This window comes from Arthrobacter sp. TJ-170 (genome assembly GCF_058269305.1).
This window is the reverse complement of sequence record NZ_JBZCNL010000001.1, coordinates 591,668-613,076: the sequence shown is the minus strand read 5'-3', so window position 1 is coordinate 613,076 and position 21,409 is coordinate 591,668. Positions and strand designations below refer to the sequence as shown.

General features: G+C 63.4%; 17 protein-coding genes. 5 read left to right on the top strand and 12 right to left on the bottom strand.

The genetic code is table 11. From position 1 onward, the window contains the following. Window positions 1–38 precede the first annotated feature (38 nt). Window positions 39–1,016 carry a GNAT family N-acetyltransferase gene (locus AC4D1W_RS02890; protein WP_490897750.1) on the top strand — a complete coding sequence of 326 codons (978 nt, stop codon included), beginning with the start codon at window positions 39–41 and terminating at the stop codon, window positions 1,014–1,016. Here AC4D1W_RS02890 and AC4D1W_RS02885 read toward each other — a convergent pair. From AC4D1W_RS02885 to mfd, 7 genes are all read right to left on the bottom strand, one after another. Beyond that, entirely contained in the window at window positions 1,013–1,801 is a 789-nt protein-coding gene (locus AC4D1W_RS02885; protein WP_490897749.1) for a PIG-L deacetylase family protein, read from the bottom strand. The genes AC4D1W_RS02890 and AC4D1W_RS02885 overlap by 4 nt on opposite strands. Next, window positions 1,802–2,896: a glycosyltransferase family 4 protein gene (locus tag AC4D1W_RS02880; RefSeq protein WP_490897748.1), complete on the bottom strand. Its 1,095-nt coding sequence runs from the start codon at window positions 2,894–2,896 to the stop codon at window positions 1,802–1,804. A 101-nt stretch (window positions 2,897–2,997) separates the two neighbouring features. Next, on the bottom strand, window positions 2,998–4,437 hold the full coding sequence (locus tag AC4D1W_RS02875; protein WP_490897747.1) for a glycosyltransferase family 4 protein: 1,440 nt from the start codon (window positions 4,435–4,437) through the stop codon (window positions 2,998–3,000). Continuing rightward, entirely contained in the window at window positions 4,434–5,276 is an 843-nt protein-coding gene (locus tag AC4D1W_RS02870; protein ID WP_490897746.1) for a glycosyltransferase, read from the bottom strand. The genes AC4D1W_RS02875 and AC4D1W_RS02870 overlap by 4 nt, the downstream gene beginning before the upstream one ends. A 314-nt stretch (window positions 5,277–5,590) precedes the next feature. Beyond that, on the bottom strand, window positions 5,591–8,236 hold the full coding sequence (locus AC4D1W_RS02865) for a LuxR C-terminal-related transcriptional regulator (RefSeq protein WP_490897745.1): 2,646 nt from the start codon (window positions 8,234–8,236) through the stop codon (window positions 5,591–5,593). Window positions 8,237–8,262: 26 nt separating this feature from the next. Next, window positions 8,263–10,620, bottom strand: coding sequence for a LuxR C-terminal-related transcriptional regulator (locus tag AC4D1W_RS02860; RefSeq protein WP_490897744.1), 2,358 nt, complete (start codon window positions 10,618–10,620; stop codon window positions 8,263–8,265). A 181-nt stretch (window positions 10,621–10,801) separates the two neighbouring features. Continuing rightward, window positions 10,802–14,428 carry a transcription-repair coupling factor gene (gene mfd, locus AC4D1W_RS02855; RefSeq protein ID WP_490897743.1) on the bottom strand — a complete coding sequence of 1,209 codons (3,627 nt, stop codon included), beginning with the start codon at window positions 14,426–14,428 and terminating at the stop codon, window positions 10,802–10,804. 214 nt (window positions 14,429–14,642) lie between these two features. Between mfd and AC4D1W_RS02850 the strand changes: the two genes are divergently transcribed. The 4 genes from AC4D1W_RS02850 (at window position 14,643) to nhaA (ending at window position 17,203) form a co-directional block, all read left to right on the top strand. Further along, complete coding sequence (locus AC4D1W_RS02850) at window positions 14,643–14,981, top strand: hypothetical protein (RefSeq protein ID WP_490897742.1); 339 nt, start codon at window positions 14,643–14,645, stop codon at window positions 14,979–14,981. A gap of 39 nt (window positions 14,982–15,020) precedes the next feature. Next, complete coding sequence (locus tag AC4D1W_RS02845; RefSeq protein WP_490897741.1) at window positions 15,021–15,518, top strand: DUF2505 domain-containing protein; 498 nt, start codon at window positions 15,021–15,023, stop codon at window positions 15,516–15,518. Beyond that, on the top strand, window positions 15,518–15,739 hold the full coding sequence (locus tag AC4D1W_RS02840) for an SCO4848 family membrane protein (protein ID WP_490890718.1): 222 nt from the start codon (window positions 15,518–15,520) through the stop codon (window positions 15,737–15,739). The genes AC4D1W_RS02845 and AC4D1W_RS02840 overlap by 1 nt, the downstream gene beginning before the upstream one ends. Window positions 15,740–15,847: 108 nt before the next feature. Further along, the gene (gene nhaA / locus AC4D1W_RS02835; RefSeq protein WP_490897740.1) at window positions 15,848–17,203 is read left to right on the top strand and encodes a Na+/H+ antiporter NhaA; all 1,356 of its coding nucleotides are present in this window, start codon (window positions 15,848–15,850) and stop codon (window positions 17,201–17,203) included. On the opposite strand, the gene sufU is transcribed toward nhaA, so the two are convergent. From sufU to AC4D1W_RS02810, 5 genes are all read right to left on the bottom strand, one after another. Continuing rightward, complete coding sequence (gene sufU / locus AC4D1W_RS02830; RefSeq protein ID WP_490897739.1) at window positions 17,200–17,664, bottom strand: Fe-S cluster assembly sulfur transfer protein SufU; 465 nt, start codon at window positions 17,662–17,664, stop codon at window positions 17,200–17,202. The genes nhaA and sufU overlap by 4 nt on opposite strands. Beyond that, complete coding sequence (locus tag AC4D1W_RS02825; protein ID WP_490897738.1) at window positions 17,661–18,962, bottom strand: cysteine desulfurase; 1,302 nt, start codon at window positions 18,960–18,962, stop codon at window positions 17,661–17,663. The genes sufU and AC4D1W_RS02825 overlap by 4 nt, the downstream gene beginning before the upstream one ends. Before the next feature lie 64 nt (window positions 18,963–19,026). Further along, window positions 19,027–19,725, bottom strand: a complete 699-nt coding sequence (locus AC4D1W_RS02820; RefSeq protein ID WP_490897737.1) for a cation diffusion facilitator family transporter — start codon at window positions 19,723–19,725, stop codon at window positions 19,027–19,029. Between the two features lie 4 nt (window positions 19,726–19,729). Next, complete coding sequence (locus AC4D1W_RS02815; RefSeq protein WP_490897736.1) at window positions 19,730–20,614, bottom strand: F510_1955 family glycosylhydrolase; 885 nt, start codon at window positions 20,612–20,614, stop codon at window positions 19,730–19,732. Between the two features lie 114 nt (window positions 20,615–20,728). Continuing rightward, window positions 20,729–21,139 (bottom strand): four-helix bundle copper-binding protein, encoded by a 411-nt coding sequence (locus AC4D1W_RS02810; protein ID WP_490890713.1) that lies wholly within the window; start codon window positions 21,137–21,139, stop codon window positions 20,729–20,731. Window positions 21,140–21,409 lie beyond the last annotated feature (270 nt).

The following is a 21,409-nucleotide window of genomic DNA, read 5'->3' as shown; positions in this document are numbered from 1 at the left end:
TCCAATTCCATATCCAGGTGATCCTTAGGACAAAAAGCATGCATTTCTTTGCCACTGATGCCTTCCTGACAGCTCTGGCCAGAGATTATTACCGGGCGAGTACATTCGACTTCAAGGTGCATGAGATTGGGGGGCGGTATGTCCGGCTCGCTGAAGTCAACGGAAAAAAAGTTCTGACGACCGGCCCGTTCTACGACTACGTCACATCTGTTCCCCCGAATGGCTCCGTCCACGGAACCATCGATTACCTTCCGAAGCTCGTGACCTCCATGATCGCCCTCGAGGACGAAGACCCGGCGGCATCGGTTCCGGCAACAGATCAAGACCCGGCACCCCTGATCATCTGGGAGAGGTTTGCCACCTGGGACGAGTATCTGGCCCTCATCAAGAAACGAAGCAAGAATCTGCTTCCAGCGCGACGTCGAAAGTTAAGACGGTTATGCGAGGTGTACGGTGACCCAACTTTTACTTTCAGCAACCCCGATATCGAGGCGCTGGATCTTTGCATCAAGTGGAAGACCGAGCAATACGAAGGCGGACACGAAACCCTCGAAGATCCCCGCGCCCTTGCCATGCTGAGAGGCCTGTTCGAGGACGGCCATCTCGTCCTTTCGACGCTGCAAGTTGGCGAGAGATATGTCGCTGTGCACGCTGGATTCCTGAGCCAGCCTGGATACTCGTCCCTCATCCCTGCCTACGATCCTGCATTTGCGAACTACGGGGTCGGCAGGGAACTGCTACTGCGCATGCTGGAATACAGCTACCGCGAAGGACACAAAAGTTTCGATTTACTGCAAGGTGCAGAGACCTATAAGTGGGATTTCGCCACCCACGTTCAAGTCATCGAAAGCTACGGGAAGCCCCCGTTGGCACGCCGCACGTTCAAGGCCATCGAGCGAGCTATCAAGCAGCGTCTGCTAGCGCTGTCCCCACAACTGTTCTACCGGGTCAAACGGCTGGTGCTCACGGGACGCCAGCGACTGCTGGGTGTGAGTCGGCGGGAGAAGCGGGGCTAGGAGTAGTAGATCTCCGGAGCAACAGGAATCCGGCCGTCGGGGAATAGCGCGTCTGCTTGTGTCACGTACTGACGCACGCGCTGATGTTTGTCCTCAATTCCGTCGCCCCAATACCATGCCCTGAGGTCGCGGCTCCTCAGGAAGGCCGCGTCTGGCTGCTGATTCTGGTTGTACGGGAAATCCGAGTAGAACACTGCGCGGTCGGCTGACTCTTCGCCCACTGTCCTGGTTATCAGATGATCGACATGTTTACCCACCCCCAAGGGGCAGAACACCAATCCGGGCTTTAGCCTTTCAATCTCCTCGCTCACTGTGTCCTGCAGCTCCTCGATCAAGCCTGTATCGCCCCTGGAGACCCGTCCAAGGGCGATGTCGAACCTGTAGGTCGGGTAACGGTGCACCAGTTCAGGCAGCGTCTTCCCCACGACGGAACTGCCCGGGATAGTTTCCCTTCGCCGCCGAAAGAGCGCATCTGTAGCTCCATAATGCCTGGACTGCACGCCGAGCCCGGCGAGAACGGTGGCGTCCTCCTTCTTACGAGCCTCGAAAAGCGATCCGGCATCCTGCACTTCACATTGCCGCAGGAAGGCCTTGGCCGCCCTGGTATGCGGGGTGGGACTGCATTCTGTGAAAAGGGTCAGTACCGCAATATCGCGTTTGCCGGCCTCCGAAGCGATGAGCGCGCCACAGGAAAGAACGGCGTCATCGAGGTGGGGCGAAAGAAACAGCCACGGTTCATTGGTGGACAAGGAGCGCCCAAGATACGACGGCGGCGCGGATGTCACCTACCCCCTCCCCGCGTGTGAGCTAAGAGGCACGGCGCCGGGCAACGCTGCGTAGTAGGCGTCCAACTGGCTGGACGCAAGGACGTCCCAGTTGAAGCCTGAGGCGAACCTTCGGCCTGCTGCCCCTGCGGCGGCAAGACCGGAGGCGTCGTTGTAGCGCCTGACGATTTCGTCGGCCAGTTCCTTTGTGTCGAAGGGAGAAACCACCCAGCCGCATCCCGGTGGCACCACCTCCCGCAAGCAAGGTATATCGAAGGCTATGACCGGCGTGCCCGAGGCCAGCGCCTCCACGGCAACCAGGCCAAATGTCTCCGCCCGGGAAGGGACCACTACCACTCGTGCAGCCGCCAGCATCTCAAACTTCATTTGGCCGCGGATCCAGCCGACCAGACGGACGCGGTCGCCGAGATTTCGAGCCGCGATCTTGTCGCGAATCTGTTGCTCATCAGGGCCGGTTCCTGCGATGACAAGATTTCCGTCGATCTTCTTTGACGCCTGCCTCCACGCTTCAAGGAGAAGATCGATGCCCTTGCCCGCAAATTCCAGCCGGCCGATGTAGACGACGTCAGTGCCCAACTGTGACGGAACGTCCAGAGCACGCATGTCGATTCCATTGCCGATCACATCCACGCTCACAGCGGGGTTCAGTTGTCTCAGCTGGTCGCCTGTGCCGTGGGAGACAGCAATCAGACGTTGGTGACGGCGCACCCCTGCCCGCTCGATCCAGTGGAAAGGCAACTTGTACTCGCGGGACTTCTCGCGGGCATGCAGCCACTGGACCATCCCGATAGTCGGTTTCCCTGTCCATAACGGGGCGGCCATGGTGGAGAAAGGGGCGAAGAAGTCCTCCACCACCAGGTCCACTGAAGGCCGACGTTTCCATGTTTCCCAGGGCAGCCGAAAGCAGTACCCCAACAGCCGGCCAAGGCGGGTCCTTCCCTGACCGAACCCGATGGGAACGTACTGCACGCCATCGAGAAAACGGGCGGACCAATCCGGATACCTCGTGGTGAACACCGTGATTGAATGACCGCATGCTGCAATGCGTTTGTTGATTTCGTGGGTTCGCACCGATCCTCCGCCGGCCCCCGGCATCAAGGGATCTTCGAAGCCCAAGTGAAGAATGCGCAGATGCGCACCACTCACAGCGGAAGCGCTGCCGGTCCCCAATTTTCTTAGTCCTTCCGAGTGTGCGTTCAGTTCCACAAACTACCTTGAGCGTTGAGGGCCATGTGGGGTCCCGCAAGTAGCTCACTGCGCGTGGCCAACCACAGCTCGGCGTCTTCCACGCCCACCTTCTTCAGCGCAACCGACGCCTCGAATTCATCGCAACCCTTGAGGATTGCAACAGTTTTTCCTCTATTTTCGGCAACCTCGTCCGTGGCAGCCAGGACGCTGGACAGATCCACCCCTGTCGGCGCATCGAATCGCGCAATGGTGGAGATGTCACGACGGGACCCTCTCCAATTGCGGCCCCGACGACGCGGAGTTCCCTTTGTCTCCTCCATCAGCACTCCCGCCAAGAGCGCCGCACTTCGGTCCCAATCGAAGCAGCGTGCCCACTGCTGGCATGCCTGCGAAAACACATTCCTCGTTTCCGGATCAGAAAGGTCGGCCAGGCGTTCGTTGAGGGCAACCCCCATGTTCGCAACCGAATCCACCAACCACCCGGTTGTCCCGTCGACCACGCTGTCGCGGATGCCGGGTGCCCTCAGGGCCAGACACGGTACGCCCCAGGCCGCTGCTTCTATGACGGAACACCCCCACCCCTCAGCGTCAGAAGCGCTCAGCGTCAACCATGCGCGGTTCAGCAAGGCGTCCCTTACAGAGTCCGGCTGATACCCATGGAAAGTGACGTTGGAGTACATTCCAAGGTCCAACACGACCTGCTCAAGCCGTGCCCGCTCCGGACCGTCCCCCACAACCTCCACGCGAAGATTCGGGATCCGGGTTGCCGCTGCCGCGATCTGCCCGATGAGGATGTCAACCCTTTTATGCGGCACCAGCCTGCTGACGATAGTGATGGTTGGGTCCGGGTCCCGCGGTCCGACTGTCTCGGGGACCGCGCCCGTACCGTTGGGAACAATATGGATGGGCCCTTGATAACCGAGATTGCGCAGTTCCATCCGTGTGGAGGGCGATACAGCAGCGATTGCCCGCGCACCATAGATAGTCCTGGCAGCGTTCCCTTCCAGGTACCTGCCGAAGGCGGCAACAGGCGGGGAGAAACGAGTTCGAAACTGTTTCTGGTGGACGTGATGCACCACCTGCACTACCGGAGTTCGTTTCGTCACGAACAACGGCGAGAAAAAAGGAATGCCATTTTGGCAGTCGACCACCGCGTCTATCCTCCGCCGCGTTCGTAGAAGACTCAGCGCCGCCTGTGAATACACTGTCATCGGCCCACCGTCCCGAAGGATACGGACACCGTCGATAGTGTCTGTAGGCGTTTGATGTATATCGCGGCCGGTTAACCAGGTCACATCTACACCGGCTTCTACCCAGCGCTTCGAAATTTGGTGCATATACTGCTCCGCACCACCGGCCTGTGAATGTTGGATGTCCCTCCAGTTCAGGACCAACACATGCTTACCGGCAAGATCCTTCAGGGGCGAAGCTTCCCGTGCCGAGCTCATAGCAGGCGCTGCATCTGCACGAGGGATGCGAAGCTGGCTACCCCATCACGGAGTGGATGGAACGTCGAGCCGGCCCCGTCCGTCCACGCGATGGGGATCTCGATGATCCTCCCGCCTTCGCGTTGAATACGTCGAAGTACTTCAACGTCAAAGGCGAATCCAGCTGTTCTACACTGCACCATCGCCTGGGTGATGGCCCCGCGCTCGAAGAATTTGAAACCGCACTGCGTATCGCAAACACCGTGGACCATCGAACTGGTCATGACGCGGAAAGCAGCGCCGCCCAGCCTGCGTCCGAACTGCTGGCGCCGCACGAACGTTGACCCCGGAGAATGACGCGATGCTATGACGGCACTCGCTCCAAGCTTGAGGTGCTCCATGGCAGCGGTCAGAGTATCAAGGGGCGTAGCCAGGTCCGCATCGAAGAAGCCGGTGTAGGTGGAAGTTCCACTCAACAGTCCCCTTCTAACAGCCGCGCCTTTGCCGGGGCGAGAGCAACCAATGAGCGTGATTGGAACTGCACTGTTCGAGGCAGACAACCTGCGAACGACATACCCAGTGTCATCAGCGCTACCATTGTCGACGACCACTATCCGCGAATCCCACGGCTGCTTTCTAAGAAAGTCAACGGTGTTGCTGAGCGTGGATGGTAGCCTGCCGGCTTCGTTGTAAGCGGGGATAATAACTTCCAGGTCGACCGCGCTACGCCGCCGCGTCTGGAGGTGCTCGTATCTCGCCGGTAGCGTTTTTGCTTGTTCAATAGTATCGAGAGGTTCCACGGAGAATTTCCTCATCGTCGGCTTCAGAGACGGATCTGTCGACCCGCCGATTTCAACCATACGAGCCGCTCCGATACCGAACACGAGTAGCCAATACTCTAAAAGTTTTTCGCGTACTTACGCGCTCTGGTGAACCTCGTGAATGTGCGCATAGCGGTCCTTCCACCCACCGCCTAACAAACTGCAGGACCAGGAAAGAGCAACACCCCTGCGGCGCCGGACCGCTTTGAATTATCCGCCCGACTGCAAGACACTCGTCTTCTGAAGCGAATTACGGTAATTCACCTGCAAACTACTCGGGTATCCCAAGGAATCGCGGACGTACATACTCCACTAATCAGAATGATCCGTGAAGTATTCAATTCCCGTCGCATCTAGTTCCGCAGGTGTTCCGGACCAAGGTCAGCCCGGCGCCTGACGCCGAGCTTGGTATAGATCCGGTACAGGTGTCCCTCCACGGTGCGTGGTGAAACTGTCAGGATCTCAGCGATCCGCCGGTTCGTGGCGCCGTTGAGGACCATCTGCACAATCTCTTTCTCGCGCCCGGTGAGGGACCCGGTGGAAACATCGCCCTGGTTCACGAAATAGGTCCTCACCCCCGCCAGGCCGGCATTGTGAAGCCGAAGCTGTTGCAGGACGGATCGTTGACGCCCGGTTTTCCCCTGGTCCTCGTAGACCCGCGCGGCGCGCGCCAGACATTCGGCGCCGATCAGATGCTTGCCCAGCGCGTCGGCTTCAGTGCCGGCGTCCGCCATCCGCTGTGGGTCGCCGGAGAGCAGCGCGGCTGAGCAGACGTGCAGTGCTTCAGCCTCCGGACCGTCGAAATTCTCGGTGGCGTCCAGGAGCCGTTCCAGATGGGAAACGCCGCCCACCAGCGTAAGCAATTCGAGGATTTCCTTCTCGGCGGCGGTCATTCCGGCAATACGCGCTTCGGAGGCATGCTGGAGGAGTGCCGTGGCGTCGTCGTGTGCTGCGTGCAAGCCCAATCGTGCCGCCATCACGTAGGCGTTGGCCACCAGGCGCTGCGGCCGGGATCTGTAGTAGGGCACGGCCGCAACCTCAGCGGCGAACTGCTTGGCCCGCTCCTGCTCACCGAGCAGCATCGCCGCCAAAGCCGCGTTGCCCAGGGCGTAGGGCAGCATCAGGTCGAGGTCGCGTTCACGCAGAGCCTCGATGCCGGCGGCAAGGTGGTCCAATCCCGTACGCACCTGTCCCTGTTTGATCTCCAGAATTGCCTGTAAGGCCGGCGTGGCGTCACCGAAGTACAGCAGGTTCTCCGGGGCATGGCGGGCATGCCGGGTGAGCTGCTTCGCGAATTCCTCAGCCCAGCCACCCTGCAGCAGAATGTTGAGGCGCCGGTAAACGGCCGCTGGGTAATACTCCAGCAGAGCCGGATCCGCCTCGATCTTTTCGATGGCCCGCAGCGTCGCTTCCGCACCGGCCGAACCTTGCCCGGTTGCGCCGAGGGCCTCGCCCACGAGGATGTCGGCAAGGATACCCACCTGAGCGTTGGGGTGTTCTGCGGCGATGATCCTGTTGAGGCTGCGGAAGGACTCCGCGTATCTGCCTTCAAGATTGAGTGCGTAGCAATGCAGCAGCTCGCTGCCGGGATGCACGGGAAGAAAACCATCCCCCGGCATCGCGGCGGTGTTCTCGGTGAGGGTGCCGGCGGCATCGGACCAGCGGTCGGCAATGTCATGCACGTCATCCGCCGCGCCGCCGGCACGGAGGACGATTTGCACGGCAGCCATGGCTGCTGCGCTCAAGGTGGGATGATCTGTTGCGGCCTCCAGAGTGCCGTCAATTACGGCCGTGGCCTTGACGACGTCGGACTGGTGAAGGTAGGCGAGCGCCACTTGGACGCGGGCGGCGATGATGAGCGACGGCTCCGTGATCGTTGAGGCGAACCGCAAAGCCAACCGGGGGTCGAACGCTGCGTAGGCCCGCCGGGCGGCGTCCAGCAGCTCAGCGCCCGCGGGGGTCCCTCCCGTATCCATGGTCCAGGTGAGCCACCGGGTGTAACCGATGGCGTCCGGTAGGGCTTGCCCCATGGTGTCAAGAGCGTGCCTGCGAATTTCGGCGCTTCGTCCCACCGGGACCTCTCTACGGAGGAGTTCCGCGGCCAATCGGTGGTGGAATACCAGGCATTCGTTTCTCGCATCGGCGATGTCCAGGTTTCCGGCGCTGATCAGTTTCTCCAGGATTGCTGCGTCAACCAGCTGAAGTGCGAGGGACATCGGAACAGGCTCCACCAGTGAAATCACCTGCAGAACGCGCCGCTCCTCAGCTGTGCCGTATTCCAGGAGACTGTGTACGGCATCCAGGAGGGCAGGGTCTTCCAGTTCGTGCCCCTCGCGGGCAAGCCAGACACCGTTGCGCTGTACAAGCTGACCCGTGCGTAGTCCGCTGGAGAGCAGCGCCTCGAGCAGGAAGGGATTGCCCTGGGAGAAATTGGTCAGCATGGCGGCCGCGCCCGCTCCGACGCGTCCGCCAAGAAACCGCCGGCTGATCTCCGTGACCTGCACCTCGGTGAGCGGCGCCAGGGTGAATTGCGCCAAAAGCCCGTCACGGCTGAGGGCCATGATCACCTCCGGCTGCCTCCGGTGGTTCCGCGTCGTGGCAAGAAGCTTGATTATGCCCGCCACCAACAGCTGTTCCAGGACGTGGCTGGTGTGTTCATCCAGTTCGTGCGCGTCGTCCACTACCACCAGGGGCGGTAGGCGGCTCTCCGAGCGCGCCTGGGCGAAGAAATTTCGGAGCCAGCGCAGCACAACAACGGGTGATTTCAGGCTCTTGCCCTGAAGACCAACGAGGAAATCGGACAGCGCACCGTAGGGAACACCGGCGAGCGCCGCGCTGGCTCTCAAATGGAAAGGTTTCACCTCTCGGCTCAGACCGGCAACTATGCAGTCCACCACGGCGGACTTACCCATTCCGGCATCACCGTAGATCACTGCCCCCCGCAATTCCGGGTGCCGCACGCTCGCTGTTGCCGCGACCGTTATCTGCTCTCGTCCCACCAGGTCAGAACAGTCTCCGTGCCCACTCACTGTGTTGTATGGAGGTCCGCGGTGAACATGCCTGCAAGTTCCCGCCTACTGTGAACGTGCAGTTTTGCGTACACCTGATAGAGATGGCCTTCAACCGTGCGGACCGACACATTAAGCTCCTGAGCTATCCGCCTGTTGTTCTTCCCGGCTACAACCCGCCGGGTCACCTCCTCCTCGCGAGCTGTCAAGCCCTCCAGTTGTGTCGGTGCGTATCGGCTCTCGAGGTCGGCCCCACCCGCCAGTGTGGCGGTGACTCGGCGCCGGACGTGACGGACGGCGCCCCGGCGCCCCGTAGCGCTGGCGAATGTGCGGGCGGCGGCCGCCGCGTCTTCGGCGAACAGTAGATTGCCCAGTTCGTGGGCCAGCTCCATGGTCTGAAGCATCATCTGCTCATCCGAATTGTCCAGCCCCTTGGCGTAGAGCTCGCAGAGGCGGGCGAAGACACCCTGGCAGGACGTGCTGACGGCCAGCACCTGGTCGGTCAGGCTCCTGTCGCCCAACCGCAGTGCACTGGAGAGACTCAACAGCTCCAGGGTGGCGTTGCCCATGGTTTTGGCTTCTTTGGACAGAGCCAGGAGTTCCTTGGCGGAGTCGTCGGCGGAACCGCTCAATGCGCAAGCCAACGCGAGGAAATATCTGGTGAGCCTGCTGGACAGCCAGGTGGAGTCTGCACTGTGCGCCCTGGCCAGAGAAGAGAAGTGCGTGGCGGTCGGGTCATTGGTCAAGGCAAGGCAGTAAGCGGTAGCAGCGGCGGCCAGTGATGCCATTCCGTCGGGGTCATCGACCTCCAGTTGGCGCAGGGCGGGCACCAGGAATTCCCGTGCCTCCCGAGCCCTTCCCCCGAATGCCAACTGCAAGCCGTCGGCCAGTTCCTCCATTGTGCCGCCGGCATTGCCAAGCCGTGTGCAGCCCTGCGGACTGCAGTCCGGAACGCCTGTCCATGCCCACATGGCCAGGTGGGCATGGGACAAGCATTGCGCGGCCGGGGTGGTCACCTCAGCTGCCGCATCGACATGTAATCCCGCTGCACCGGCCAGTTCCAGCGCATCGTTTGGCCGTCCGGTCATTGCCAGCGCCTCGCAAAGCAGTGCCGTGGCCAGTGTGGCCGATTCGGGCGTCAGGTCGCCCAGGTCGAGATCCTTCAGATTTAGCAGTTTGGTCACGTCACCGTATCTTCCTTGCGAGGAAGCCAGCCGTGCCTGTGCGAGCCTTGGCTCGGCGTGCAGCCGGCGAACCTTCTCCTGAGCGATGGGCCGGACCCGCTGTTCCGTCGTGAGCCGCGCCGACGGCGGAGCGGCCGGGGGCGCGGATTTTGAAATCCGGTCAAGGAGAATTGTCCGGCGACTTTCAGGCGTTCCGCCCCGGACGGCTTCGGCCAGCAAAGGGTTGGTGAGTGAAACGGTGAGCGGGTAGTCCGGCCCGAGAGAGAGGATCCCGCGTTCCTGCAGGTCATCCAGATCCGTTGCGTCAGCCAGCGGTCCGAGGTCCGCCCAGGGCACTGTCCCGGCTGCGGCCACCAGATCAACAATGTCACGCTGCGCTGTGTTCAGTACGGACAGCGGCTCGCAGATGACATCGCGCGTGTGCTGGCGCATCGTGACGGGCCGAGGGGTTACTACCCAGACGTCGTGCCGCAGTTCGAGTGCTCCGGACGCCGCGTAGTCCTGGCTGAGCAGACGCAGGCAGCGCGGGTTTCCCCCGCTGTGCCGGCAGAGCGCGCGGACGGCTTCACGTGAGAGTTGATGGCCCAGTTCGGCTGCCACCAGCAGTCCCGCGTCCTGCTGTGTCATGGGTGGAAGGTCAAAGCGGACCAGAGACTTCGCGCGGCATAGTGCGGCAACATAATCAGGGGCCGTGGAAAGGTCCCGACAGACGGCGAGGACCCGTACGGCGTGATGCACCATCAGCTGTCCGATGATCATCACTGAGGACGAGTCCAGGTAATTGGCGTTGTCCACCACCATGATGATTTCGCGGTCCCCGGCCTGCTCCCGCAGGACCCTCGTGATGCCGTGAAGCAGCTGAACGGGATGATTGAGCAGGTCCTCGTCAAGGTCGGCGAGAAGAATACTCAACGCACCATAGGGCACCGTGGAACCGAACCGTGAACCACGGAGGGGAACTACGTGCTCAGTGTCGGAGAGGTGACCGGCCACATGCTGGGCGAGGGCGGACTTTCCTATCCCCGGTTCCCCCAGGATGACGGCCCCTTCCGAATTACCCGACGTCAGTGCTGAGAAAATGCCGTTGCAAACCTCTGTCCGGCCCACAAACGGCGGAACTGGGTTGTGGCTTTCGTCCCCCAGTGTCGGTGCGGCGGAATACCCTACCTGCGTGCGCATTAAATAGTTCATTCGAACCACGTTCCTTCGTCCCAGCAGTGAAGTACTTCAGACTAGGGAGGGGAAAATGGGGGATCACGAGTGGTCAGTACCTGTTTCCAGACACCGGTTACCACTCCCGACTACTTGCTTCGGGTACCCACTACGCACGTTGTCCGGGGAAACACCTCGAACTTCGCTATGGCCGGCCGAATCAGGCTGTGAACACCGCGTCGATCACGTTCTGCGCCCACTCGAGAATCGCGGCGTCGGCGAGGTCCCGGCCGCCCACAGAAGACGTCTTCGGCTTCGGGATCAGCGCCGCGTTCATCGCGGGCTTCACGGAGGAACCCGGGTACATCCGCTTGAGGCGCATTTCCTTGGACTCGGGCAGGTTGGCCGGAGCGAACTTGATGAAGTTGCCCTGCAGCGCGACGTCGGTCAGACCGACGGAGCGCGCCTGCACCCTGAACCGGGCCACGGCGACGAGATTGACAACCGGTGCGGGCAGGTCGCCGTAACGGTCCTTGAGTTCCTCAACCACCTCGTCAATCGCAGCGTCAGTGACCGACGACGCGAGCTTCCGGTACGCCTCAAGCCGCAGCCGCTCCCCCGGTACGTAGTCGTGCGGAAGGTGCGCGTTGACCGGCAGCTCGATCTTCATCTCGGCGGCCTTCTCCTCGGCTTCGCCGCGGTAGTTCGCCACGGCCTCGCCGACCAACCGGATATAGAGGTCGAATCCCACACCCGCGATGTGCCCGGACTGTTCCCCGCCCAGGAGGTTGCCCGCACCGCGGATTTCGAGGTCCTTCAGAGCCAGCTGCATGCCGGCGCCGAGCTCGTTGTGCGACGCTACGGCCTTCAACCGCTCCAGTGCCACCTCGCCCAGCGGTTTCTCTGACGGGTACAGGAAGTACGCGTACGCCCGTTCGCGTCCACGACCGACGCGTCCGCGCAGCTGGTGCAGCTGTGACAAACCATAGTTGTCCGCGCGGTCCACGATCAGCGTGTTCGCGTTCGAGATGTCCAGCCCGGTCTCGATGATGGTGGTGCAGACCAGGACGTCGAACTTCTTCTCCCAGAAGTCCACGATGATCTGCTCCAGGCGCGATTCGCTCATCTGCCCGTGCGCCACGGCGACGCGCGCCTCCGGAATCAGCTGCTGCAGGTGCGAAGCCGTCCGGTCGATCGAGGATACCCGGTTGTGCACGAAGAACACCTGCCCCTCGCGCATCAGCTCACGCCGGATCGCCGCGGACGTCTGCCTGTCCGTGTACGGGCCCACATAGGTCAGCACAGGGTGCCGCTCTTCCGGCGGCGTCGCGAGCGTCGACGTCTCCCGGATTCCCGTCAGTGACATCTCCAGGGTTCGCGGAATCGGTGTTGCACTCATGGCGAGCACGTCCACGTTGGTGCGCATCTTCTTCAGCGCTTCCTTGTGCTCGACGCCGAACCGCTGTTCCTCGTCCACAATCACCAGGCCGAGGTCCTTGAACTGCACCTCGGTGGAGAGCAGCCGGTGCGTGCCGATCACCACATCAACCGAACCGTTCTTGAGCCCCTCCACCGTTTCCTTGGACTCCTTGGTGGTCTGGAACCGGGACAGCGCACGGATGCGGATGGGGAATCCGGAGAACCGCTCGGAGAATGTTTCGAAGTGCTGCTGCACCAAGAGAGTGGTGGGCACGAGCACGGCCACCTGCTTCCCGTCCTGCACAGCCTTGAATGCGGCCCGGACGGCGATTTCGGTCTTGCCGTAGCCAACGTCGCCGGAGACGAGGCGGTCCATGGGGATTTCCCGCTCCATGTCGGCCTTGACCTCGTTGATCGTGGTCAGCTGGTCCGGCGTCTCGATGTACGGGAAGGCCTCTTCAAGCTCGCGCTGCCACGGCGTGTCCGGGGCGAACGCGTGCCCGCGCGACGCCATGCGCGCCGAGTACAGGCGGATCAGCTCCCCTGCGATCTCCTTGACGGCCTTGCGCGCCTGGCTCTTGGTCTTTGCCCAGTCTGAGCCGCCCATCTTCGAGAGCGCAGGGGTGTCGCCGCCGACGTAGCGGGTCACCTGGTCCAGCTGGTCCGTCGGCACAAACAGCCGGTCCCCCGGCGAGCCGCGCTTCGACGGCGCGTACTCCAGCACCAGGTATTCGCGGATGGTCTTCGTCGGTCCCGCACCGGTGGACCGCTGGATCAGCTCGACGAACCGGGCCACACCGTGTTGTTCGTGCACCACGAAGTCGCCCTCGCGCAGCTGCAGAGGGTCGACGGCGTTGCGCCGCTTTGAGGGCATCTTCCGCATGTCGCGGGTGCCGGACGCGGTGGTCCGGCCCAGCAGGTCCGCTTCGGTGAGCAGCCCGAGCTTCAGCCCGTCGAGCACGAACCCACGGCCGGCGGACGCCGTCGTGATCTCGATGATCCCCGGCTGCGGCGGCCCGTCGAGGGCTTCAACGCGCGACGCCGGGATGTCGGCATCGTGGAACAGTTCGGCCAGACGCTGGGCCGGCCCGGGGCCTTCGGTCGCGACGACCACGCGCCACTGGTCGCGCACCCGGCCGCCGATGAACTCCATCATCTCGGCGACGTCGCCCTGGTAGCCGCGCGGTTCGCGCGCCGCGACGGTGAAGCTGTCGACGTCGGTCAGCAGGTCGTCGGATCCGAAGGACGTGATTGACCACCACGCCACGCTGTTCACGATCGCCGAAGAGCGGGTGTCCACCAGTGACCGGAAGCTGGCCGCTTCCAGGTCGGCGCCCAGCTGGCCGCTCAGGTCGACGGGTGCAGCGCCGCCGTCGGACGCTGTTGCCCACGCCGCCTGAAGGAACTCCTCGTTGGTCGCTTCGAGGTCGTGGGCTCGCGCGCGCACCTTTTCGGGCTCGACGACGACGGCGATGGACCCGGCGGGCAGCTCGCCGACAAACGGCACCATGGCGTCAACCAGCACCGGCGCGAGCGATTCCATGCCCTCGACGGCGATGCCGCCGGCGATCTTCTCGAGCATCCCGGCCGCGGCGGGCAGCTGGTCCTTCAAATGTGCGGCGCGGGACATCACGGACGGTGTGATGAGCAGTTCCCGGCAGGGCGGCGCGTACAGCTCGGTGGGAGCGCCGCGGTCACCGTCGGTGGGCAGGGAGCGCTGGTCAGCGACAGCGAACCAGCGCATCTGGTCCACCTCGTCGCCAAAGAACTCCACGCGGAGGGGGTGGTCCTCGGTGGGTGGGAAGACGTCGATGATGCCGCCGCGCACCGCGAATTCACCACGATGCGTGACCATGTCCACCCGGGAGTAGGCGGCATCGGCGAGCGCGCGGACCACGGCGTCGAACCCGCGCTCCTCCCCTACCTTCAGCGCGACCGGCTCCAGCTGGCCCAGCCCGGCGACGAGCGGCTGCACGACGGCGCGGATCGGCGCGGTGATGACGCGCACCGGGTCGGCGCCCGGGTGGGCAAGCCGCCGGAGGACGGACAGACGTCGGCCGACCGTGTCCGAGCGGGGTGACAGCCGCTCATGCGGCAGCGTCTCCCAGCTCGGAAACTCCTCAATGGACGACGCCGGCAGGTAGCTTCGCAGGGCAGCGGCCAGATCCTCGGCCTCGCGGCCGGTGGCGGTGACGGCCACTACGACCGGCTGCGCGCCGCCGCAGCCGTCATCGTCGTTTCCTGCCTCGGTCAGGCCGTCCACCATCTCCGCGAGCAGCGCGGCGCGCAGGCCGGTGGGGGCACCGATCTCAAGATCGGTGCTGCGGTCCGCAACGGAGCGGGACGCGTTGGTCCGCACCCGGGCGAAGGAGGCGTCCTCCTGCAGGGCAGCGCGAAGACCGTTGAGAGTAGGTCCGGTGGGGGCCATAGCGTTCCTTCAGAGGTACTGGGCAACACAAAGACAGCACGAAAACCCGGGAATTCGCAGAATCCCGGGAGTCGGCGTTAACACTACCGCGCAGAGCACGTCGACGCCCCAAACCAGAGGCCTGACGTGATCGACGACTGCCACAACTTCCTCCCCGGCGTGCCACAAGTCAACGCGCAGGCTGTTCTCCTCGGCATCCGGGAGTCGCCGGACGATGCGATCGCCGGGTACGCGCACCGTCATCGACAATCTGAACGTCGAGGACAGCGGCGGCGACGAGAAGACCGCCGGCGGGGACGAGCCGCTCGTCGAGGTGGAAGACCTCGGCGATGACCCGCGCCGGGGACGCGAACTAGAACTCTCCTTTCGCGAGGACATCGCCCACGAACACTCCCGCACCGTGGACCGGCTCGCCAAGCAGCTCAAGAAGCAGGACGGCATCACCGGCGTTCTCCGCGAAGACCGCGAAGTCCTCCTCGTCGCCACGCCCATCTGGACTACCGGGCAACTGGAAGAGTGGGCCACCGAATACCTCAACAAGAACCTCACATAGGATGTACGGGACTCAAAACTCTCAAACTCCGGAGGATTCGTGGCACTCAGCGCCTCAACCACCCTGCCCTACGACGTTGCAACGGTGACCAATGTCTTCACCGATGAAGCGTTTCTCAAGCACACGAGCGAGCGCGTCGGAGGGGAGCTCAAGTCCCTAACGGTCGACGGCGACACCGCCTCCGCCTTCACCCTCACCGCAGTGCGCACGCTGCCCACAACCCGCCTGCCGGACTTCGCCCGGAAGTTCGTCGGCGACACCCTGACCGTCACCCAGACCGAGCACTGGGCCGCACCGCAGCCCGATGGCTCCCGCGAGGCGAAGGTGTCGATCAGCGTCTCGGGTGCACCTGTCTCGGTCGACGCCGTCCAGCGGATGATCGCAGAGGGCACCGCCACGCGCGTGGACGTCGAGGGCAACGTCAACTCCTCCATCCCTTTCATGGGCGCCAAGATCGCTGCCGCAGCTGAGCCGTACATCGGCAAGGCTCTGAACATGCAGGCCGCCGAGGCCAAGAACTGGCTGGAGAACCGCTGATGGAGCTGCCACTCGCTCTGTCCATTGTCCTGATCGTCGCCGGAGTCTGGACCCTTGTCGTCTGGCCTCCGTTCCTGCGCAGGGTGTTCATGGACCCCCGGGCCAGGGATGACCGTGGTGCTCCCACCCGGTTCCTGAAGGTCCATTTCATGCTGGTGACAACCTCGATGGTGCTGGGTGCCGCAACCCTGGTCATCGGTATCCGGACGCTTGCTGCCTAAGTAATAGTCGATGCCCTGGCGGGGCCTCCCCTGCTAGGGTTTCTGAGGAATTGGTGCGCCGGGACGACTGGTCGACAGTAATTCTTTCCTGCCCTGAAGGAGCCGCTCATGTCAGACCTGAATCCCACCCCTCCGAAGCGGGTATTCAGCCGTTCCAGCTGGCTCGAGTACCAGCGGATCAGCGAAATCCTCCGCAAGGAAACCGTTGGCGGCATCCTCCTCATGATCGCTGCGGCGCTGGCTCTCATCTGGGCGAATTCGCCTTTTTCGGACAGCTACTTCGCGTTGCGGGATTTCGAGTTCGGGTATGAGCCCTGGCACCTCAAGCTCTCCGTGGGGCACTGGGCAGCGGACGGTCTGCTGGCGATCTTCTTCTTCCTCGTGGGCCTTGAACTCAAGCGCGAGTTCGTCGCCGGTGACCTGCGGAGCCCTGCCCGCGCCATCGTTCCGGTGGCAGCGGCGGCCGGCGGCGTCATTGTTCCTGCGCTCATCTATGTCCTCGTCAACCTCGGTTCTCCGGACACGCTGCGGGGCTGGGCCATCCCGACAGCAACGGACATCGCGTTCGCTGTGGCCGTCCTCGCCGTGATCAGTTCGCACCTCCCAAGTGCGCTCCGGATTTTCCTGCTCACCCTCGCCGTGGTCGATGACCTCATCGCCATCGCCATCATCGCGTTCTTCTATACGGCGGAGGTGGAATTCACCTTCCTGCTGCTGACGCTGGTACCGCTGGCCCTCTTCGCTTTCCTTGCCCAGACCAACCCGAAGTTCTTCGGACGCAAGACACCTGCGGCCTGGGTCATCCTCCTGCCGATCGGCATGGTCACCTGGGCTCTGATGCACGCGTCCGGCGTCCACGCCACGGTGGCCGGCGTCCTGCTCGGCTTCATGGTTCCGGTGCTCCGCAAGGGCCGGGGCGGCAAGACTGTACAGCCGACCGTGAACAAGCCGGGGCTCGCCGAAACCTTCGAGCACCGGTTCCGTCCGCTGTCGGCCGGGATCGCCGTTCCTGTTTTCGCCTTCTTCTCTGCCGGGGTGGCCATCGGCGGCGTCGAAGGGTTCATCTCCGCTTTCAGCGACCCGGTGACGGTAGGGATTGTGTTTGGACTGGTGCTGGGGAAGCCCATCGGCATCCTCCTGACCGCTTGGGTGGTCACCAAGACATCCCGGGCAACCATGGATCCCGACCTGCGATGGGTGGACCTGCTCGGCGTCGGGCTTCTGGCCGGGGTGGGCTTCACAGTATCGCTGCTGGTCAATGACCTCAGCTTCCAGCAGGGAACCGATCACAATGACCACGCCAAGGTCGCCATCCTCGCCGCATCGCTCCTCGCCGCGCTGCTGGCCACCCTTATTCTGCGCTCACGCAACAAGCGCTACCGTCTGATCGAGGAATCCGAGAAGGTCGACGCAAACCTCGACGGCATCCCTGATGTCTTTGAGGACAGGCCTCCGCGCGCCTAGCGGTTCGCCGCGAGGACCGCTTCCTCCAGCGCAACCCAGGCCAGCATGGCGCACTTCACGCGTGCCGGGAACCGGGAGACGCCGGCGAACGCGGCAGCGTCACCCAGCACTTCCTCATCGGGCACCACGGTGCCGCGCGAGCGCATGAGCTCACGGAAGCGGTCGAGCTGCTCCATCATGTCGTCACGGGTCTGTCCACTGACCAGTTCGGTGAGTACGGACGCCGAAGCCATGGAGATAGCGCAGCCGGCGCCGCTCCACGCCACCCGCTCGATCCGCGAATCGGCTAACCACACCCGCACGGTCACCTCGTCGCCACAGATGGGGTTGAGCTGGTGGGATGCGGCGGTTGCCAGAGCCTCATCAGCGTCCGACGCCGGATCAGTCGGCCCCTGCCCCACCCGCCTTTTCGCGTGGTCCAGGATGATCTGTTGGTACAGGCTCTCAAGCTCGCTGCTCATGCGGACGCCCCGAAGAATGAACGGACCTCGGCCACGGCGGTGAGGAACGCATCGACCTCGTCGGTGGTGTTGTACAGGTACGTGCTGGCCCGCGTGGACGCCGTCAGTCCGAGACGCCGGTGCAGCGGTTGGGCGCAGTGGTGCCCCACCCGGACGGCGATGCCGCGGGAGTCGAGGAACTGCCCGACGTCGTGGGCGTGCACGCCGTCAACGTCGAACGCGGCGAGCCCGATGCGGGGCTGTCCGGAGCGCGGACCGAGCACCCGGATTCCGTCAATGGCCTCAAGGCCGGCCACCAGGCGCTCCCCCAGCAGCTGTTCCCACTCCTCGATGCGGCCCATGCCGGTCTCGGCCAGATAGTTCACCGCCGACCCCAGGGCAACGGCCTGCGAGATCCGCTGCGTGCCTGCCTCGAAGCGGGCCGGCGGCGGGAGGTACTCGGCGCGCTCGAGCGTGACGGTGGTGATCATGGAACCGCCTGTGAGGAACGGCGGCATGGCGTGCAGGTGCTTCGACCGGCCGTAGAGTGCGCCGATCCCTGTGGGGCCGAGCATCTTGTGGCCGGAGAACGCAACGAAGTCGACGTCGAGTTCGGCGACATCGAGGGGCAGGTGCGGTACCGACTGGCACGCGTCCAGCACAGTGAGGGCGCCAACCTTCTGCGCGAGTCCCACCAGCTCGGCGACCGGATTGATGGTGCCGAGCACGTTGGACACATGCGTGAACGCAAGCAGCCTGGTGCTGCCGTCGATGACTGAGGCGGCCTCATCAAGGCGGAGGGCGCCGTCGTTGTCGACTGGGATGTACCGCAAGGAAGCGCCGGTGCGGGCGGCAAGCTCCTGCCACGGAATCAGGTTCGCGTGGTGCTCCATTTCGGTGACCACGATCGAGTCATCGGGTCCAAGGGCGTAGGGACGCGCAGCGTCACCGCCCCGTCCCAGCGACGCGTTGGAGAGGCTGTAGGCCACGAGATTGAGTGCCTCCGTGGCGTTGGAGGTGAAGACGATTTCCTCCGGCAGGGCACCGATGAAGGACGCCACGGAGGTCCGGGCAAGTTCGTAAGCATCGGTCGCTTCAACGGCGAGGGTGTGAGCGCCGCGGTGCACGGCGGCGTTGCGCTGCTCGTAGTACTCCTGCTCGGCTTCCATCACGCTCACCGGGTTCTGGGAGGTGGCTCCGGAATCGAGGTAGATCAGCGGCCGTCCGTTCAGCTCGTTGGAGAGCAGAGGGAAGTCGTTGCGGATGCGGCTCACTTCGTCGTTCGAGAGCGGGGGGGATGGTGCTGACAGGATGGGCATGAAACTCCCTCGACGGCTAATGTGCGCTATTCATTCTACTGCCAGCACATGCCGGTGGAGGGTCTCAGGATTGACAGCAGGAGCAGTTGTCCCCGGAGGGTGCGCTGTCGGAATCAGGCTCGGCGTGGCCGAGTGGGTTGGCGCAGCACGCGTCTCCCCGCCACGCTTCAAGCCCCTCCTTGACCGCCCAGCCGGCGATGACGAGTGCGGCGATCGGGTCCGCCCAGGTGAACCCGAACAGGCTGTTGAGCAGCAGTCCCGCAAGCAGTACGCCGGAGAGGTAGGAGCAGAGCAGCGTCTGCTTCGAGTCGGCCACCGCAGAACGCGACCCGAGCTCGCGGCCGGCGCGGCGCTGGAGGTAGGACAGCAGCGGCATCACGGCCAGGCTCACCGCAGCGAGAATGATGCCCACGGTCGAGTGCTCGGCCTCAGCACCGGAAACCAGCGCGCGGACCGCATCGAACCCGACGAACAGCGCGAGCCCGAAGAATGAAAAAGCGATGAACCGCAGGGCGGTCTTCTCGCGGCGCTCCGGGTCCGGAGCAGAGAACTGCCATGCGACCGCGGCGGCGGAAGTCACCTCGATCACCGAATCGAGGCCAAAGGCAATCAGAGCGCTCGACGACGCCACAGTGCCCGCGCTGATCGCCACCACAGCTTCGATGATGTTGTAGGCGATCGTGGCGGCAACGAAGAACCGGATGCGGCGGGACAGCACCGCGCGACGGTCCGGAGACGGCAGGGTCTGAAGCGGGGTCCTCATCGGCTCACTCATTGTGGGAGTCGATATCGGAGAATGTCCGGCCATTGTCGTTCGACGCGAAGACACCCTCTTCGGTTGCCACCCAGATCCGCTGCGATGACTCGAGGGCCTGGGTTGCTATCGCCGCTGCCTGCCCGGGCACCGTGCCCTGTTCCTGCCAGGTCACTCCCCCGTTGCTGCTGGTGTAGACGAGTCCGTCCGGGGTGATACCTGCCGCCCGTTCTTCCGATAGCGCGGTGAGCATCAGCAGGGGTGCGTCCGGAACAGCGGACCAGGTGACGCCGTGGTCACTGGACCGCCAGAGGCCTTCCTCCGTGGTGGCAAGGACTGTGCTGCCCCTCGGTGTGCCCGCCAGGTTGTAGGGGGCGAAATCCTGGTCCGCTGCTTCCCAGGCCATGCCGTCTGTACTGGTGAGGAGTTCGCCGTCGTACCCGACGATGCCGGATCCGGTCGCCGCGAGGGCATGGAAGTCGGATTCCCCCTGCCGGGACAGGGGTTCCCAGGTCTGCCCCTGGTCGGTGGATTCGATCAGGCCGACCGGGTTGGGAAGGCCTGACCCGGGTCCGGGATGCCCGGACGCGTAGTAGGTGCCGTTGGCGGCGGTGGTGAAGCCCATCAGGTCGATGTTTGGCCCGATTTTCAGTACCGGGGACGCAGAGACGTCATACAGTCCGTCATGCGTGGCCAGGAGCACGCGGTTTGTCGCGGGATCCACACTCATGCCGTGGATATGCGCGGCGGGATAGTCGTTCCCGTGTACTGATTGCTCAATCGGGGCGGTCTGCGGCGCAACCGATGAGCACGCGGCAAGGAGCAGTGTGCCGGCGATGGCACCAACCGTTCGGGCTACCCGCTGTGTTCGGGAAGGTGAAGGGCTGAAATGTAGCAAGCGTGAGATCCTTCGGGTCTGAAAGGTGCGAAAACGAGCAGGAGGCCGGGCACTGCGCCCCAGCCTCCTGCCATTTTCTCATTCCTCAGATGCGTACCGATCCAGGCTGGACCCCTAGCCGAGAGAGGACAGCAGCTCCTCGCACGCCTTCTCACAACGACGGCACGCTTCTGCGCAGATCCTGCAGTGATCGTGCATCTCTGCGTGCTGTTCGCATTCATCGGCGCAGGACTTGCAGACCGTGCGGCATGCTTCGAGGACGGCACGGGTCACATTCGCGTCGTACCCGGTATGGCGGGAAAGCACGTTACCTGTGGTGGCGCAGATGTCAGCGCAGTTCAGGTCGGTGCTGATGCATTTGGCCATGTCCTGAACCATGTCCTCGCTCAGGCAGGCATCAGCACAGGCGGTACATGTCTGGGCGCATTCGAAGCAGGCCTCGATGCACTCGGCAAGTTTGTCCTTGTCGACTCCTCCGAGGTCCTTCGGGTAGGTATCGAGCATTGACTTCACGTGGTGTGTCATTTGATTTCTCCTCCTTCTGTTGGTGCTTTTGTAGGGCATTCCATGCCAGCTGATGACGCAGCGGGCGTCCAGGAGTGGATCATTTGAACCTACGAGGCGGCGAAGGTTGTGAACGCCGCACCCACCATCCACTGTAGGAAGAGACGAGCTCGATGTGAAGGAGCCGACGACGGCTGGGGACGAGCCTTAGTCTGGGGAAGGCTTCGACGTCGCCGGCTCCATACACAAGTCTAGGCAGCCAAGCCACCCCAGACACGAGTAATAGGTACC

Coding starts and splice junctions, on each gene's coding strand:
- AC4D1W_RS02840 (WP_490890718.1), top strand. CDS start 15,518: ATGGAGCTGCCACTCGCTCTGTCCATTGTCCTGATCGTCGCCGGAGTC.
- AC4D1W_RS02850 (WP_490897742.1), top strand. CDS start 14,643: ATGCGATCGCCGGGTACGCGCACCGTCATCGACAATCTGAACGTCGAG.
- AC4D1W_RS02890 (WP_490897750.1), top strand. CDS start 39: ATGCATTTCTTTGCCACTGATGCCTTCCTGACAGCTCTGGCCAGAGAT.
- AC4D1W_RS02860 (WP_490897744.1), bottom strand. CDS start 10,620: ATGAACTATTTAATGCGCACGCAGGTAGGGTATTCCGCCGCACCGACA.
- AC4D1W_RS02875 (WP_490897747.1), bottom strand. CDS start 4,437: ATGAGCTCGGCACGGGAAGCTTCGCCCCTGAAGGATCTTGCCGGTAAG.
- AC4D1W_RS02810 (WP_490890713.1), bottom strand. CDS start 21,139: ATGACACACCACGTGAAGTCAATGCTCGATACCTACCCGAAGGACCTC.
- AC4D1W_RS02870 (WP_490897746.1), bottom strand. CDS start 5,276: ATGGTTGAAATCGGCGGGTCGACAGATCCGTCTCTGAAGCCGACGATG.
- sufU (WP_490897739.1), bottom strand. CDS start 17,664: ATGAGCAGCGAGCTTGAGAGCCTGTACCAACAGATCATCCTGGACCAC.
- AC4D1W_RS02820 (WP_490897737.1), bottom strand. CDS start 19,725: ATGAGGACCCCGCTTCAGACCCTGCCGTCTCCGGACCGTCGCGCGGTG.
- AC4D1W_RS02880 (WP_490897748.1), bottom strand. CDS start 2,896: ATGCCGGGGGCCGGCGGAGGATCGGTGCGAACCCACGAAATCAACAAA.
- mfd (WP_490897743.1), bottom strand. CDS start 14,428: ATGGCCCCCACCGGACCTACTCTCAACGGTCTTCGCGCTGCCCTGCAG.
- AC4D1W_RS02825 (WP_490897738.1), bottom strand. CDS start 18,962: ATGCCCATCCTGTCAGCACCATCCCCCCCGCTCTCGAACGACGAAGTG.
- nhaA (WP_490897740.1), top strand. CDS start 15,848: ATGTCAGACCTGAATCCCACCCCTCCGAAGCGGGTATTCAGCCGTTCC.